Origin of the sequence: Paractinoplanes brasiliensis (assembly GCF_004362215.1) — a bacterium.
GTDB classification, from domain to species: Bacteria; Actinomycetota; Actinomycetes; order Mycobacteriales; family Micromonosporaceae; genus Actinoplanes; species Actinoplanes brasiliensis.
The window spans coordinates 2094051-2108311 of the sequence record NZ_SNWR01000002.1; the positions used below are offsets into that span (position 1 = coordinate 2094051).

Annotated in this window: 14 protein-coding genes; 7 read left to right on the forward strand and 7 right to left on the reverse strand. The window is 69.8% G+C overall.

What is annotated here, in order from left to right:
- Positions 1 to 146: 146 nt before the first annotated feature.
- On the reverse strand, positions 147 to 533 hold the full coding sequence (locus C8E87_RS41445; RefSeq protein ID WP_133878794.1) for a DUF2750 domain-containing protein: 387 nt from the start codon (positions 531 to 533) through the stop codon (positions 147 to 149).
- 317 nt (positions 534 to 850) lie between these two features.
- Here C8E87_RS41445 and C8E87_RS44120 point away from each other — a divergent pair, with 317 nt between their 5' ends.
- The 4 genes from C8E87_RS44120 (at position 851) to C8E87_RS41470 (ending at position 4292) form a co-directional block, all read left to right on the forward strand.
- Entirely contained in the window at positions 851 to 1489 is a 639-nt protein-coding gene (locus C8E87_RS44120; RefSeq protein WP_166661455.1) for a HEAT repeat domain-containing protein, read from the forward strand.
- Positions 1467 to 1979: an HAD domain-containing protein gene (locus C8E87_RS41460; RefSeq protein WP_133878797.1), complete on the forward strand. Its 513-nt coding sequence runs from the start codon at positions 1467 to 1469 to the stop codon at positions 1977 to 1979. Before C8E87_RS44120 ends, C8E87_RS41460 begins: the two co-directional genes overlap by 23 nt.
- Positions 1980 to 2633: 654 nt before the next feature.
- Positions 2634 to 2951 carry a MazG nucleotide pyrophosphohydrolase domain-containing protein gene (locus tag C8E87_RS41465; RefSeq protein ID WP_133879272.1) on the forward strand — a complete coding sequence of 106 codons (318 nt, stop codon included), beginning with the start codon at positions 2634 to 2636 and terminating at the stop codon, positions 2949 to 2951.
- Positions 2952 to 3542: 591 nt separating this feature from the next.
- Positions 3543 to 4292, forward strand: a complete 750-nt coding sequence (locus C8E87_RS41470; protein ID WP_133878798.1) for a hypothetical protein — start codon at positions 3543 to 3545, stop codon at positions 4290 to 4292.
- Here C8E87_RS41470 and C8E87_RS41475 read toward each other — a convergent pair whose 3' ends face one another.
- The gene (locus C8E87_RS41475; protein WP_133878799.1) at positions 4293 to 4961 is read right to left on the reverse strand and encodes a response regulator; all 669 of its coding nucleotides are present in this window, start codon (positions 4959 to 4961) and stop codon (positions 4293 to 4295) included.
- Positions 4962 to 4992: 31 nt separating this feature from the next.
- Positions 4993 to 6537: a sensor histidine kinase gene (locus C8E87_RS41480; RefSeq protein WP_203720627.1), complete on the reverse strand. Its 1545-nt coding sequence runs from the start codon at positions 6535 to 6537 to the stop codon at positions 4993 to 4995.
- A 74-nt stretch (positions 6538 to 6611) separates the two neighbouring features.
- Here C8E87_RS41480 and C8E87_RS41485 point away from each other — a divergent pair, with 74 nt between their 5' ends.
- Positions 6612 to 7556, forward strand: coding sequence for a Bug family tripartite tricarboxylate transporter substrate binding protein (locus tag C8E87_RS41485; protein ID WP_133878800.1), 945 nt, complete (start codon positions 6612 to 6614; stop codon positions 7554 to 7556).
- A 2-nt stretch (positions 7557 to 7558) separates the two neighbouring features.
- Here the strand turns inward: C8E87_RS41485 and C8E87_RS41490 are convergent, their stop codons facing one another.
- The 4 genes from C8E87_RS41490 to C8E87_RS41505 form a co-directional block, all read right to left on the reverse strand.
- Complete coding sequence (locus C8E87_RS41490; protein ID WP_133878801.1) at positions 7559 to 9097, reverse strand: tripartite tricarboxylate transporter permease; 1539 nt, start codon at positions 9095 to 9097, stop codon at positions 7559 to 7561.
- Positions 9094 to 9720, reverse strand: coding sequence for a tripartite tricarboxylate transporter TctB family protein (locus tag C8E87_RS41495; RefSeq protein WP_133878802.1), 627 nt, complete (start codon positions 9718 to 9720; stop codon positions 9094 to 9096). The genes C8E87_RS41490 and C8E87_RS41495 overlap by 4 nt, the downstream gene beginning before the upstream one ends.
- Positions 9720 to 10706 carry a Bug family tripartite tricarboxylate transporter substrate binding protein gene (locus C8E87_RS41500; protein ID WP_133878803.1) on the reverse strand — a complete coding sequence of 329 codons (987 nt, stop codon included), beginning with the start codon at positions 10704 to 10706 and terminating at the stop codon, positions 9720 to 9722. Before C8E87_RS41500 ends, C8E87_RS41495 begins: the two co-directional genes overlap by 1 nt.
- Positions 10707 to 10852: 146 nt before the next feature.
- Positions 10853 to 11617 (reverse strand): helix-turn-helix domain-containing protein, encoded by a 765-nt coding sequence (locus C8E87_RS41505; protein WP_133878804.1) that lies wholly within the window; start codon positions 11615 to 11617, stop codon positions 10853 to 10855.
- Positions 11618 to 11829: 212 nt separating this feature from the next.
- On the opposite strand from C8E87_RS41505, the gene C8E87_RS41510 reads away from it, so the two are divergent.
- Together C8E87_RS41510 and C8E87_RS41515 are read left to right on the forward strand one after the other, a co-directional pair.
- Complete coding sequence (locus tag C8E87_RS41510; RefSeq protein WP_133878805.1) at positions 11830 to 12801, forward strand: glycoside hydrolase family 113 protein; 972 nt, start codon at positions 11830 to 11832, stop codon at positions 12799 to 12801.
- 163 nt (positions 12802 to 12964) lie between these two features.
- Positions 12965 to 14257: a cytochrome P450 gene (locus C8E87_RS41515; protein WP_133878806.1), complete on the forward strand. Its 1293-nt coding sequence runs from the start codon at positions 12965 to 12967 to the stop codon at positions 14255 to 14257.
- Positions 14258 to 14261: the final 4 nt, after the last annotated feature.

Below are 14261 nucleotides of genomic sequence, written 5' to 3' on the forward strand. Positions count from 1 at the left end.
GCAGTCCGTTCAAGTCTCGCAGGCCCGTCAATCTATAAGTCTTGTTGACGACTCGGTCGTCGGTCAGGTGCACGGTGGACAGATCAGCCTCGCCGCTGCTCCAGATCGTGACGGGCCTGGTGAGGTGCGTTCAGGCGCGTCGAGTTCTATACCGTTTTCGACGCTGCCGCATCTGAACGCGGGCTTTCGTGTAACGCGTGCGCCAGGCGATTGAGCACCTCGACCACGGTGAAATCCCAGCCGACCAGCCGAGGCCCAGTCCAGTTGATCCCTACCTGGTATCCCTGATCGGCCAGCTCCGGCAGGTCTGCGTGCTGCCACGTCTCCAGCGAGATGGAAGCGGGGTAGAGGCCGTTTCCCCAGATGTCGGCCGCGCGCTGAGCGCGGGTCCGGGACGACCAATACGGCATCGCCGTTGCGCCACTGGAGGTTGTCGGCGTTGGGCTGCCTCGGTCGTCACGGACGAACCAGACGACGTCATTGCTGACGATCTCACGAAAGAATGCCGCAGCCTGGCTCCCACTCTGGCTCACAGAGCGAGACGTTAGCAGCCAAGCGTCCTCCGGATTTTGCGCGATGTGCAGGGCCCGCAACCGGATCTGCCGCGTACGGTGCGCGACGGGCTGTGACCGCTTGTCGTGTTCGTATCATTGTGAGGCCGGGTTCGGCAGTCCAAGGTGCCCTTGCTGGGCGGCCGAAATTCGGGGTTCTCACGTTCGCTCGGTCGGCTACGGTGCTTGCGATGGCGGAGTTCGTACACATCACCACCGCGCGGGCAGCTGGGCGTATCCGGCGCTCGGGGATCGCCGCGCGTAGCCACGGGCGTGACGGCGGACGCGGCGTGTATTGCATGCCGGTGCTGCCGTCGTACACGCTCACCTGTCAATGGGTCCGAGAGCTGCGGCGCTGGCAGCAAGGCGTCCTGGTCGCGGTGCAGCTGCGGCTGCCCGACGCCGAGCCGGTGACCGTCGGACGCTACGGCACCACGCCGCGGCAGGTCACCGCCGCGCAGGCGGTCGCGGTGATACGCGGACTGGACGATCCGCGCGGTTACGAGGTGTTCGTGCCTCGGGCGGTTACCCCCGGTGAAGTGCGGCGGGTCCGCGATGTGCCGCAGGGGGTCGGCTGGCGGTATCTGCCGCAGGCTCACGGCCGTCGGCCCTGCGGCTGTTGCGCGCAACGGGGCGGGTACAAAGGAGCTGGGCTGCGCCGCTGGTTCCCGTACGACGGACCACCACGGCCGAAGCACGAGCTGATGGCAAACCTGCGGGACGCGGCAACCGCCGATGAGATCATCGACGTACTCAGCGAGCTCGGCCGTGCCCGACGCGGCGGCGCCTGGGAACTGGCCCACTTGGTCGAGCATCCCGACCCGCATGTGCGCGACACCCTCGCCGGCGTTCTGCGGGTCTACCGTGGCCGTGAAGCACGGCAGCTTCGGCAACGGCTGCGGGTAGATTCTGTCGATGATGGCCCGCCCGACGCGTGACCCGATCGTGTTTCTCGACGTCGACGGCACGCTGCTTCCGTTCCGCGCCCGATCCGCCGAGTTCGCCGGAGTCCCGGCCGACGCCGTCGGGCCGGCCGATGACGTATCGGGCAATCCGTTGCCGGCCCGGCTCGACCCGGCGGACGGAGGCAGGTTGCTCGCGTTGGGGTGTCAGCTGGTCTGGGCAACGACCTGGATGGCCGACGCCAACGACCTCATCTCGCCCCGGCTCGGTCTGCCGAAGCTTCCCGTCGTCGAATTCCCCGATGACGACGAACCCAAGCACGGGTTGCATTGGAAGGCGGCGTTTCTCTGCCGATGGGCGGCCGGGCGCACCTTCGTCTGGCTCGACGACGAAATCACCGATGCCGATCAGCAATGGGTTCAAGCCCACCATCCAGGGCGCGCACTGCCACACCGAATCGACCCACTCGCCGGCCTCACCAACGGCGACCTCGTACTGATTCGTCAATGGCTGGCAGCGCCATAGCACTCCATGATCGGGTTAACTGTCATGCCGCTGATCGTGCGACCCGGCGCGACGGATGCCGTCCGTCGGCTTGACGGCAGCGTGCGACAACTGGCCGGTCCCGACGACAGGCTCGCCGGAGCGCCAACCGGTAGTAGTACGAGGCGACTCAAGGGGCGGTCGTACGCGTGATGCACGAGCGGAATCCTGAACAGTCGCGACCGACCCGGACCGGCTTTCGCGGGGGCGCGCTGAGCCGATATTGCCTGCGCGAGATGCCGGCTTGCCGGGAGACTGATCGCGGACCGGTGGCAGAGGATGGTTATTGCAGCGGCACGGGTTGCAGGCCCGGCACGCGCGGCGGCTCGTTGACGCGTGGGGCCGCCGGCGTGCCATGCCCCACCGGGGGTTCAAATCCCCTCCGGTCCGCGGGCACTCATTCGGCCGCGATCGTTTGTTACCGAGTGTGAGGGTGGGCCTCTTGGTCAACGCGACACTCGTGCGAGGCGCGGAGCGCCCCTGCTTTTCGACGTGCACGTCTTGGCGTTCCTGGCTGCTGTCGGAAGTCCGTGAATCAAACGTGGCGGCCATCTGCAGCTGATCGACCACACCGCGATGGGGTGCCGAGTCCGGCCCCGGCGCGGGTACGTCTCTAGGCTGGCCGCCGTGGATCTGATGCGGTTGGCGGATGACGCAGAAGAAATCTCGCGGGGCTATGCCCGCCGGCATGGGATCACGCGGGATGCCGCCTGGTTCCTGCTGAAGTTGCAGGAAGAGGTTGGCGAGCTGACTCAGGCTTTTCTCATGCGCGCCGGTCAAGCTCGGAGCAAGGGGCACACGCAGCAGGAGATCGAGGAGATGTTCCGGGGCGAACTGGCCGACGTGCTCTGCCATGTGTTGCTGCTGGCGCGCCACCACGACGTGGATCTGGAGGAGGCCGTCGAGCGGAAATGGCTGGTGTGGAAGCCTGACCCGCCCACGGTGCGTTCCTGAGCAACGATGACGTCCGGCGGCGATGCCCGTCATCGGCCGGAGGTCTTGACCAACGGGCCGGCGAGGCGGTCATCAGCGTCCCAGCGGATGGCGGCGGGTCCGGTCGTGGGGCCGGCGCCTGTTACGCCGGCAGTTCTGTCGTCGGTCCGGGCCGAACTCAAGAGCCCCCACGCCGTTCGGGCTGGATCATGGACGCGTGATCGACGATGTCTTTGAGATCGAACCCGGCGTTGGGGCGGGGTTGCACGCTTCGGTACGACGCGGTCGGCCTTACGGGGGCAGTTCGGGCTGTTCCGGGCGGTTCGGGCGGTTCAGGCGGCTCAGGCGGCTCAGGCGGCTCAGGCGGTTCGGCGGGGTCATGCGTCCTGGCTGACCGATCAGTTCCAGGCGGGGCTGCTCATGCTCACCCGTTCCGACTATGAAGGGCTTCATCTGATCGAGATCGGGGCCTGGGGGTGTCGGCGTTCCGCGGTGTACGGCTCGGCGGTTCGGGCGTGCAGTTGTGGCCGGCCAACACGCAGACCACTCACCGGCTGCCGGTCAGTGAGGTCGTGATCTCCTGAGTTTGCGCGGCTGCCTACTGTGGAAGCCGTGACTGACGCCGGACAGGACGACCGCCGGAACACGCCGCCCGCCGACCCGTGGATGGAGTCGGCACCCACCTCACCGATCGAGCCGCAGCCGTACGCGGAAACGCCGATCGAACCGCAGCCGTACGCGGAAACGCCGACCGAGCCGCAGCCGTACGCGGAAACGCCGATCGAACCGCAGCCGTACGCGGAAACGCCGACCGAGCCGCCACCGTACGCGGAAACGATGATCGAGGCGTCGCCGGGACGGGACCGTCGCCGGTGGTGGTTCGTGCTGGCGGGGCTGGCTCTGCTCGGCTGCGTGGGTGGTCTGCTGCTGAACCCCTTCGACGAGGACGGGACGCCGGAAAGGGCGGCGCCGGAACCGAGCGTGACCAGCGAGGCGACCACGGACAGCACCGGCGGCACCGCCAGCACAGGCAGCACGGGCAGCACCCGGAAAGAGACACGCAACGCCGTGGCCGAGCCTGCCGCCGACGAGGTCGTTTACCTGATCACCTCGACCAGCGACGGCGACCTGGCCCGGGTCGAATACCTGGACGAGAACCGCGACATCATCCGTACCGGCGAAGTGAAGCTCCCGTGGCGGCACACCTTCCGCATCACCGGCGACAAGCCCCCGCTGGTGCTGCTGGCGCAGCGCAAGCAGGGCGGTCCCGGCGAGGTGACCTGCTCGATCAGCCTCGGCGGCAAGGAGCTGTCGAGCGCCGTCCAGCGGGGCCGTTACGCCGCACCGCAGTGCGCCGGCTGATCAGCCGATCCAGCGGTAGCGGCGCTGCGGGCGGCCCGCCGAGCCGTAGCGCAGGCGCACCTCAGCCTTGCCTGCGGCGACGAAGTGTTCCAGGTAGCGGCGGGTGCTGACCCGGGACAGGCCGATGCGTTCGGCGCACTCGGCCGCGGACAGGTCGCCCGCGGTGGCGCGCATGGCGTCTGCGATCAGGCCGGACGTGTCGGCGGTGAGGCCTTTGGGCAGCGGCGCGGCGGTGGCGCGCAGGGCCACGAACAGGTCGTCGACGTCGGCCTGGTCCACGTCGGTCGTGTCGGCCAGACGCCCGTACGCCGCGGCGTAGCGCTCGAGCCGGTCGCGCAGCACGTCGAACGTGAACGGTTTCAGCAGATAGTGCACGACGCCCCCGTGCAGGGCGGTCCGTACGGTCTGCACGTCGCGGGCCGCGGTCACGGCGAGCACGTCGGGGCCGTCGCCGTCGGAACGCAGCCGCCGCAGCACCTCGAGTCCGCTCACATCGGGCAGGTAGATGTCCAGCAGCACCAGGTCGGGCCGCAGCGAAGCCACCTGGGTGAGCGCGTCGGCCCCGGTGTGCGCGGTGCCAACCGTGGTGAAGCCGTCGACCCGGTCCACATAGCCCCGGTGGATCCGGGCCACCATGAAGTCGTCGTCCACCACCAGCACCCGGATCATGACGCCCCCGCAGAGGCGACCGGCACCCGGATCATGAGAGCCCCAGCCGGGCGGTGAAGGTCGAGCCGGACACCGAGACCCCGCCACCCCGATGAACGCAGATCAGCCGGATCATCGCGAGCCCCAGCCCATGATGCCCCTGCCGCGAGTCCTTGGTGCTGTAGCCCTGCTGGAAGACCCGCTCGGCCATCTCGGGCGGCACCCCGGGCCCGCTGTCGGTCACCGTCACCACGACGTCGCGCTCCTCCGCCCGTACGGTGACCGAAATCGCCCCGCCCGGCGTGAGCGCGTCGAACGCGTTGTCGACCAGATTCCCCACCACCGTGACCAGGTCGGCGGAGAGCCGGTCGTCGACCGGGGGGAGGTCGGTGCCCTCGCCGATGGACAGCGTCACGCCCTGTTCGCTCGCGAGGCTGGCCTTGGCGATCAGCAACGCCGCCAGGGCCGTGTCCCGGACGACCCGGGTGACCTCGCGGTCCAGGCTTTCATGCAGCTCGCTGGCGCGGGTGATGTAGCGGACCACCTCGTCGTGCTCGCCGAGCTCGACCAGGCCGGCGATGGTGTGCAGCCGGTTGACGAACTCGTGGGCCTGGGCGCGCAGCGTGTCGGTGGTGTGCCTGCTGACGTCGAGCTCGCGGCGCAGCGCGGTCAGCTCGGTGCGGTCGCGCAGCGTGGTCACCGACCCGACCGTACGGTCGCGCATCACCACCGGCTGCCGGTTGAGCACCACCACCCGGTCGTCGCTGAGCACCACCTGGTCGACGCCGACGGACCGGCCGGTGAGCACGTCGAGCAGTGCCGGTTCGAGCGGCTGCTCCTCCAGCGAGCGGCCGACCACGTCGGGTGGCATGCCGAGGAGCCGGATCGCCTCGTCGTTGGCCAGCGTGACCCGGTGCGCCGAGTCGGTGCCGATCACACCTTCCTTGATGCCGTGCAGCATGGCCTCGCGGTGCTCGACCAGGCCGGCGATCTCGCGGGGTTCCAGGCCGAGGGTCTGCCGTTTGACCCGGCGGGCCAGCAGCAGCGAGCCACCGGCACCGAGGGCGATGCCGAGGACCAGGTACGTCAGCAGGTCGGTGACGGCGGTGCCGAGCTGGTCGATCAGCGTGGGGTAGGCGCGCCCGACGATGATCAGCCCGATGAAGGCGCCGGTCACCTCGTCGAGCACCGGCACGTGCGCGGCGAGGGACTTGCCGCCGTCGGTGATCACGCCGACCCAGGACCGTCCGGTGAGGCCGGTGCTGTCACCCAGGGGCGCCGCCCGTCCGGCGTCGGGGCCGGTCACGATGGTCCCGGCGGCGTCGGCCACCATCACGTACGAGGCTCCGGAGACGGCTCGAGCACTCTCGGCGACCGTTTCCAGGGCTTCGCGGCCGAGCGGGTTGTCCAGGCCCAGCCGTACGGTCCGGTTGATCGCCGTGTTCTCGCCGACCGAGCGCAGCCGTTCCCCTTCGACGCGCCGGAACGTGGCGTCGGCCTCGGCGATCGACACCGCGGCGACCGCGCCCACGACGAGCAGGACGATCGCCAGTTGCAGGAGCAGCAGCTGGCCGGCGAACGACAGACGGTGCCGCACGGGACTCCCCTCCGACGAGTATGAGACCGTCCACAGCACAGTGTTTCCGGGCCGTGAACGCAAGGGGGTGGACGGTGCGAAGGCGGACAATCCTCGGCGCCGGGCTGGCCGCTGTCCTCGCCGGTTGCGCGCGTCCCGGCGACGACCTGCGGCTGATGGTGCCGAACCCGCCGGGCAGCGGTTACGACATCACGGCCCGGGTGCTGGCCCGCGCGCTGGAGTCGTCGGGGGTCGCGCGCGGCGTCGAGGTGTTCAACCTGCCCGGCGCGAGCGGTGTCGTCGGGTTGCGCCGGTTGGCCTACGAGCACGGCAACGGCCATCTCGTGATGCTCATGGGCCTCGGGCTGGTCGGCGCCGAGCTGGCCTCCGGGCAGCCACCCGTCCTCGGTGACACCACGCCGGTCTGCCGCCTCCTGCAGGAGCCCGCCATAGTCGTGGTGAGACGCGATTCCCCGTACGGGGATCTGGTGGAACTGGTCGAGGCCTGGCGCGCCGATCCTGGCCTGCGGGTGGGCGGCGGCTCGGCTGTGGGCGGTCCCGACCACCTGGCGGCGATGCTGTTCGCCGAGGCGGTCGGGCTGGCCCCGGCGCGGGTGGCCTACACCCGGCACGACGGCGGCGGTGACCTGCTGGCCGCGATCCTGGGGCGGGAGGTGGCGTTCGCGATGTCGGGGCTCAGCGAGTACACCGATCAGATCGAGTCGGGGCAGCTGCGGGCGCTGGCGGTGACCAGCGAGCGTACGGTCGGCCGAGTGGCGGTGCCGACCGTACGCTCGGCCGGGTTCGACGTCGTCGTCGGCAACTGGCGCGGGCTGATCGCGCCGCCGGGACTGCCGACGAGTGACGCCGAGGGGATCCGGTCGCTGTTCGCGGAGGTGGAGGCTTCCGCGGACTGGGTGGGGGCCCGCGACCGGTTCGGGTGGACGGGTGCTTATCTGGCCGGTGACGACTTCCGCCGGTTCATCGCGGACGAGAGCCGGCGGGTGGCCCGCGTCCTCGATCGGCTCGGTGTCACCTGAGCTCAATCCTCCTCCGCGAAACTCAGGCGCTCGGCGTCGGCGGGCCGCCCGCGGAGCCGCGCGACGAACCGGGGCAGGTACGGCACGAGCAGCGCCACCACGATTAGCGCCAGCAGGAAGACCGTAAGCGGGCGGGTGAAGAACACCGACACGTCGCCGTTGGAGAGCACCAGCGCCCGGCGGAACTGCAGCTCCATCATCGGCCCCAGGATCAGGCCCAGGATGACGGGCGCGATCGGGAAGTCGAAGTGGCGCATCCCGAGACCGACAACCCCGATGCCGTACGCGATGAAGACCTGGTTGACGCTGCCGGTCGAGGCGTAGACGCCGAGCGTGGCGAGGACCAGGATGCCCGCGTACAGGATGGGTCTGGGGATCTGGAGCACCTTGACCCAGAGCCGGATCAGCGGCAGGTTGAGCACGAGCAGCAGCACGTTGCCGACGTACAGCGAGGCGATCAGCGCCCACACCAGTTCGGGCGCGCGGTCGAAGAGCTGCGGGCCGGGTTGCAGGTTGAAGATCTGGAAAGCGGCCAGCATCACCGCCGCCGTGGCCGAGGTCGGGATGCCGAGGGTCAGCAGCGGCACCAGCACGCCCGAGAACGCCGCGTTGTTGGCCGCCTCGGGACCGGCGACCCCTTCGATCGCGCCTTTGCCGAACTGTTCGCGATTCTTCGAGCGGTGTTTCTCGTACGTGTAGGACAGGAACGTGGGAACGTCGGCGCCCCCGGACGGCAGCGCCCCGAACGGAAAGCCGAACGCCGTGCCGCGCAGCCACGGCGCCCATGACCGCCGCCAGTCGTCACGGGTCATCCAGCCGGCCTTGTGGGCGCCGGGGTCGAGCGGGGTCACGTGCTCGGGCAGGGCGCGCAGCCGGCTCGCCACGAACAGCGTCTCGCCGATCGCGAACAACCCGACGATCACCACCACGACGTCGATGCCCTCGAGCAGCTCCATCGTGCCGAACGTGAACCGCGCCTGCCCGGTGAGCCCGTCGATGCCGACCAGGCCCAGCCACAAACCGAAGATCATGGACAGCAGACCCCGTACGAGGGAACGCCCGACCAACGCGGTGACGGCGACCATGGCCAGCAACGCGAGGGCGAAGTAGTCAGCGGCCCGGAAAGTGGTCGCGAGTCTCGCCACCGGCGGCGCGAACACGCTGAGCAGCAGGGTCGAGACGGTGCCGGCCACGAAGGACCCGATCGCGGCGGTGGCCAGCGCGGCCTTGGCCCTTCCCCGCCGTGCCATCTGGTAACCCTCGATGGCCGTGGCGACCGATGCCGACTCGCCCGGGGTGTTGAGCAGGATCGAGGTGGTGGAGCCGCCGTACATGGCGCCGTAGTAGATGCCGGCGAACATGATGAACGTGCCGATCGGGTCGTTCAGGCTGAACGTGACCGGCAGCAGCAGCGCGATGGTGAGCGCGGGACCGATGCCGGGCAGCACCCCGACGAACGTTCCCAGGGTGACGCCGATGGCCGCGAAGAGCAGGTATTCCGGGCTCAGGACGGTGCCGAAGCCGTCGAGCAGGGCGCTCACAGCGGGAACACCCCGGCGGGCAGGAAGATGTCGAGCAGGCGGGTGAAGGCCAGGTAGACGACGACGGGCAGGACGATCGCCACGATCACGTCGCGGACAAGATGACGGCTGCCGAGCATGCGGGCGGTGACCACGGTGAAGAGCGCGGCCGACACGACGAAGCCGGCGTATTCGAGGGCGATCGCGAAGCCGGCCAGTGCGGCCAGGACGCCGAGCGGGGCGGCTGTCGATCCGGCGCCCACGCCTCCGGTCGTGGCCGTTGCAGCGCCCGCGCCTCCGGTCGTGGCCGTCCCAGCGCCCGCGCCTCCGGCCCCGGCCCCGGCCCCGGCACCTTCCTCACCCTCCCTGCCGAACAATTCCGGTGTTTCGCTGTTGTCGGGTGAGGAGGGATGCTTCGGCGTCGCGGATTCCTTGCTGGGCCGGAGCTGCTGAACCAAGAGGACTGCGGCCGCCGCCACCCAGGCCGAGGTGACGACGACCGGCGCCAGCCGCGGTCCCCGCAACCCGAAGTCACCGTCGGCGGTCAGAGCCGACCAGAGCAGCAGGAATCCCACGAGCAGCAGGGCCGCCGCCAGCACAGTCTGGGGCTGCGGGCGGCGGCCCGGCTCGGTGCGGATCGGCATCAGCCCAGCCCGATGTCGGTCAGGACGGCCGTGATCCGCTCGTTCTCGGCGACGAAGAACGCCGACGCCTCGTCACCGCTCTTGTAGAAGTCCTCCCAGCCCTGCGCCTTCGAGGCCTCGGTCCACGCGGCCGACCCGTGCAGCTTGTCGACGAACGCGGTGACCGCGGCCTTGTCCCCGTCGCTGATCCCCGGCGGCGCCACCACGCCCCGCCAGTTCATCAGCTCGACGTCGAACCCCTGCTCCTTGATGGTCGGGGCCGGCTTGCCCCCGCCCACGTCCACACCGCTCGCCCCCGAGACAGCCAGGGCGCGTACCTTGCCCGCCGACACCAGGTCCTTGAACTCGCTCTGCCCCGACACCGCCGCGGTCAGGTCACCCGCGAGCAGGGCCGCCTTGGCCTCCCCGCCGCCGGAGTAGGCCACGTATTTCATCGCCTTCGGATCGGCCCCCGCCGCCTTGGCCAGCAGCCCCACGAGGATCTGATCGGTGCCCCCCGCCGAGCCCCCACCCCAGTTGATCGAGGCAGGCCGGGCCTTGGCGTCGTCCATGAGCTGCTTCAACGTCGTGTACTTGGAGTTCGCCGGCACGACCACGACCTCCTGCTCGGCGGTGAGCGTCGCGATCGGCGTAACCTGGTCGAGCTTGACCGGCGACTTGTTGGCCACCACGCCACCCACCATGACCAGCCCCATCACCATCAGGTGGTGCGCGTCCCCGCGGTTCTTGCTGACAAGCTGAGCCAGCCCGATCGTGCCCGCCGCCCCCGTGACGTTGTAGACCTCAACCGGCTTGTCCAGCAGTTTGCCGTCGGTCATGGCCTTCTGCATCGTGCGGGCGGTCAGATCCCAGCCCCCACCCGGGGCGGCCGGCACCATGAGCTGCAGAGTTTTGCTCGGATAGGCAGCCGCGCCGCTCGCGCCGCCCGCGGTGTCCTTCTGACAACCCGCGACGAGCAGGCCGGCAAGCGCGATCACGGCCAGCATTCGGCTCCGTCCGCTCCGCACAGCGCCCCCTCGATTCAGCACGGCTTGATACAGCGCCGATGCTGCAACCTGACGGTGGCGTACGTCACCCTTGCGGTCGCGATGGTCCTTTTGGCCTTTCTGGTCACGCCCCGGACATCACCGCTTCAGCCGTCCCCCACCCGGGGCCGTGTCCTCGCTGTGGCAGGATCACCGCGATCGAGGACCAGTGCGGAACGCGTGGACAGCCGGTGCTGTTCCGCGAAACGGAGGATGGTGTCGCCCAGCTGTTCGAGGAACCGGCCTGCTGCGGCGAGCCGGGCCCCGGCGGCGGTGCCGTCGCCCAAGATGTCGGCGCCGCGCAGCACGGTATCGGCCAGTCGCTGGTTGGCACGGACGCTGACGACAGCGGACCGGACACCCGCGTCCTCGTCGAGGAAGTACCGATGGCGCCGGCTGCGGCCGTCGCGGCTGCGGCGGATCAGTCCGTGCTGTTCCAGCAACCCAACCGCGAGCGAGACCGTCGCCGGGCTGATCCGGAGCTGCTCGGTCAGCTCGGCGGTGGTGGCGCTGCCGGTCTCCGCGGTGAACAGACAGGCCAGCACCCTGGCGGCGGTGCGCGGCAGACCGGTGTCGATCAGGACCGTAGTGAGATCGGTGACCAGTGCGATCCGCGCGTCCGGATCGGGGCCGGCGGGTGCGACGGGGGTCTCCCGGCCCGGAACGGGCGCTCGGCGCCGGGCGCGGCGTACGGTGGCCAACTGCGCGAGCTCCGCGCGGTAGCGGCCGGGCCCGCCGTTGCGGGCCACCTCACGGCTGACCGTTGAGGTCGGGCGGGCGAGGTCGCCGGCGATCTCCGCGAAGTTACGCCCCTGCGCCAGCCCGACGGCGATCCGCTGCCGGTCGTCGCTGGTCAGCCTGCGTCCGGGCATTTGATCCGCCCTCCTTCCGGTACGCCGGCGGCAAGTATCGGCGCCGGTCGCTGTCCGATGCAACGCGCGTGCTTTCACCCTCACGGTCATTGCAATCATGATTGGGGCTGTGAGCTGCGAACAAGCCTGATTTCCCCAGGGACGGCGGTGGATCGTTCTTCGACGCCTGCGTAACGTTCTGTTACCTCTTCAGCGACCCCGAAGGAGTATTCGTGCGCGCCAAGGGCATCACCTACGACACCGGATTCGCTCCCGGCGGGCGGAGCAGCCGGCCCGGCTTCGACCCGGGCGCAGTCAAGCAGGAGATGCGGATCATCGCCGACGACCTGCACTGCGATGCCGTCCGGATCACCGGTGGCGATCCCGAAAGGCTGTCGGTCGCGGCCGGGCACGCCGCCGACGCCGGGCTCGAGGTCTGGTTCTCCCCCTTTCCCTGCGAGCAAACCGCCCAGGAGTTGCTGCCGTACTTCGCCGACTGCGCCGACCGGGCCGAGGCCGCCGGCGCCGCCGTCTTCGTCGCCGGGTGCGAACTGAGCCTGTTCGACGCGGGCTTTCTGCCCGGCGCGGACACCTTCGCCCGGATCAATTCCCTGTCCGGCGGCGACCCCGAGGCGGTGGGCCGGCTCGGAGACGCCTCGGCCGCCGTGAACAGGCTGCTCGCCGACGCCGCGGCGACCGTACGCCGACGGTTCCGCGGCAGGATCACCTATGCCTCCGGAACCTGGGAGGACATCGACTGGACGCCCTTCGACATCGTGGGCGTGGACGCCTACGTCGATCCCGACGACCCTGGCTTCCGGCCGGCCGTGCAGCAGTTCCTCCGGCCCGGCAAACCGCTCGCGGTGACCGAGTTCGGCTGCTGCACGTACCGGGGCGCGGCCGCACGAGGTGGCATGGGCTGGGACATCGTCGATTACGACGCCGATCCGCCCCGTATTCCCGGCGACGTTGTCCGCGACGAGGAGGAACCAGCCCGCTACCTGCGCCGCCTGATCGCCGCCTTCGACCGGGAGGGTGTGGACACGGCGTTCTGGTTCACCTTCGCGAGTTACAGCAACCCCTACCACCCGGACCCGCACCTGGACCTCGACATGGCCGGGTTCGGGGTGTGCAAGGTGATGCCCGATGGCCACCTCGAACCGAAGCGGGCCTTCCGCACCATGGCCGGCCTCTACAGGAAGTAGAGCCTCCGGCCGCCCGGGGACGGACACCAGCGTTCCTCCGGCCCGGACCGGACCCACGGACCGTCGCCGGATGTCGCCGCCGATGACATCAAGACCACATCTTCTCAAGGTTCAGTGACCAGCCGTGTGGGGCCGGGTGGCGCGGACGGGCCAGAATCGGCGCATGACTTTGCCGCCGGCGGCACCCGGGATTCCCGTGCTGGGGAACGCTCTTCGCATGATGGGCGATGTGCAGCAGTTCTTTGTGGACACGTATCGCGAGATGGGACCGGCCTACCGGGTGCGTGCGCTGAACCAGGCGTTCGTCATCCTCGCCGGTGAGCGGGCCAATCGGTTCCTGCTCGAGCACGGTGACGAGGTGTTCTCCAGCGAGGAGAGCTTCGGCGGGCTGAATCGTGAGTTCGGCATGCGGGTGCACGTGCTGCGCGGCCGGCCGCATCGGCATCTGCGCAAGGTGCTGGCGGGCGGGTTGTCGCGGGATCTGCTGGCCGCGCGGTGGGACGAGGTGGTCGCCGAGACCGAGCGGACGTTCGACGAGTGGCGCGGGGAGAAGGCGCTGCCGGTGGTCGACAGCTTTCAGCGGCTGGCCGCGGCGCAATTGTCGATCGCGTTGACCGGGGCGAGTTCAGCCGGGCGGTTCGAGACCCTGCGAAAGGCGTTCGAGCTGGTTCTCGACGTGACGATCGCCGGCAAATGGCCGTCGGCGACGCTGAAATGGCCTGCCTATCGTCGCGCGCGGGCCGAGATTCTTGACTTCGCGCGGGCCGCGTTGGAGGAGCGACAGGCGTTTCCCCGTACGGAGGGAAGGCGCGACCTGCTCGACCAGGCGCTGGACGCGGTGGACGAGAACGGCGAGCCCTACCCGATGGAGGTGCGCGCCGGAATGGCGTTGCAGGGGTACTTCGCGGGCATCAACACCCTCGCCTATCTGTACAGCTTCATGCTGCACGCGCTGCTGCGGAATCCCGAGGTCGCCGCGCGGGTGACGGCCGAGGCGGACGAGGCCCCGCTCACCTTCGAGCGCCTGCGTGCCATGCCTGCAGCGCAGGGTCTGACGCTGGAGACGTTACGGGTGTATCCCCCGGCGCCGGGGTCCGCCCGTACGGTGGTCGAGGACTTCGACTTCGAGGGTTACCGCATCGAGCAGGGCCGTCGCGTGCTGGTCGCCACGTCGGTTCCGCATCAGCTGCCCGAGCACTTCCCCGACCCGGGGCGCTTCGACATCGGCCGTGACTTCGCGACGGCTCGGAAGGCCTCGGTGTACGCCCCGTTCTCGGTCGGCAGCCACACGTGCCTGGGCGCCGGCATGACCGAGGTGCTGTCGGTGGCCACGATGGCCATGCTGCTCCGGCGGCTGACGATCACCCCTGCCCACCCGGACCGGCCGCTGCGCATCACCGCCACCCCTGGCCCGAACCCGGGCAAACGGTTCCAGGTGCGGGTCGGGGGGCGGTGACGCG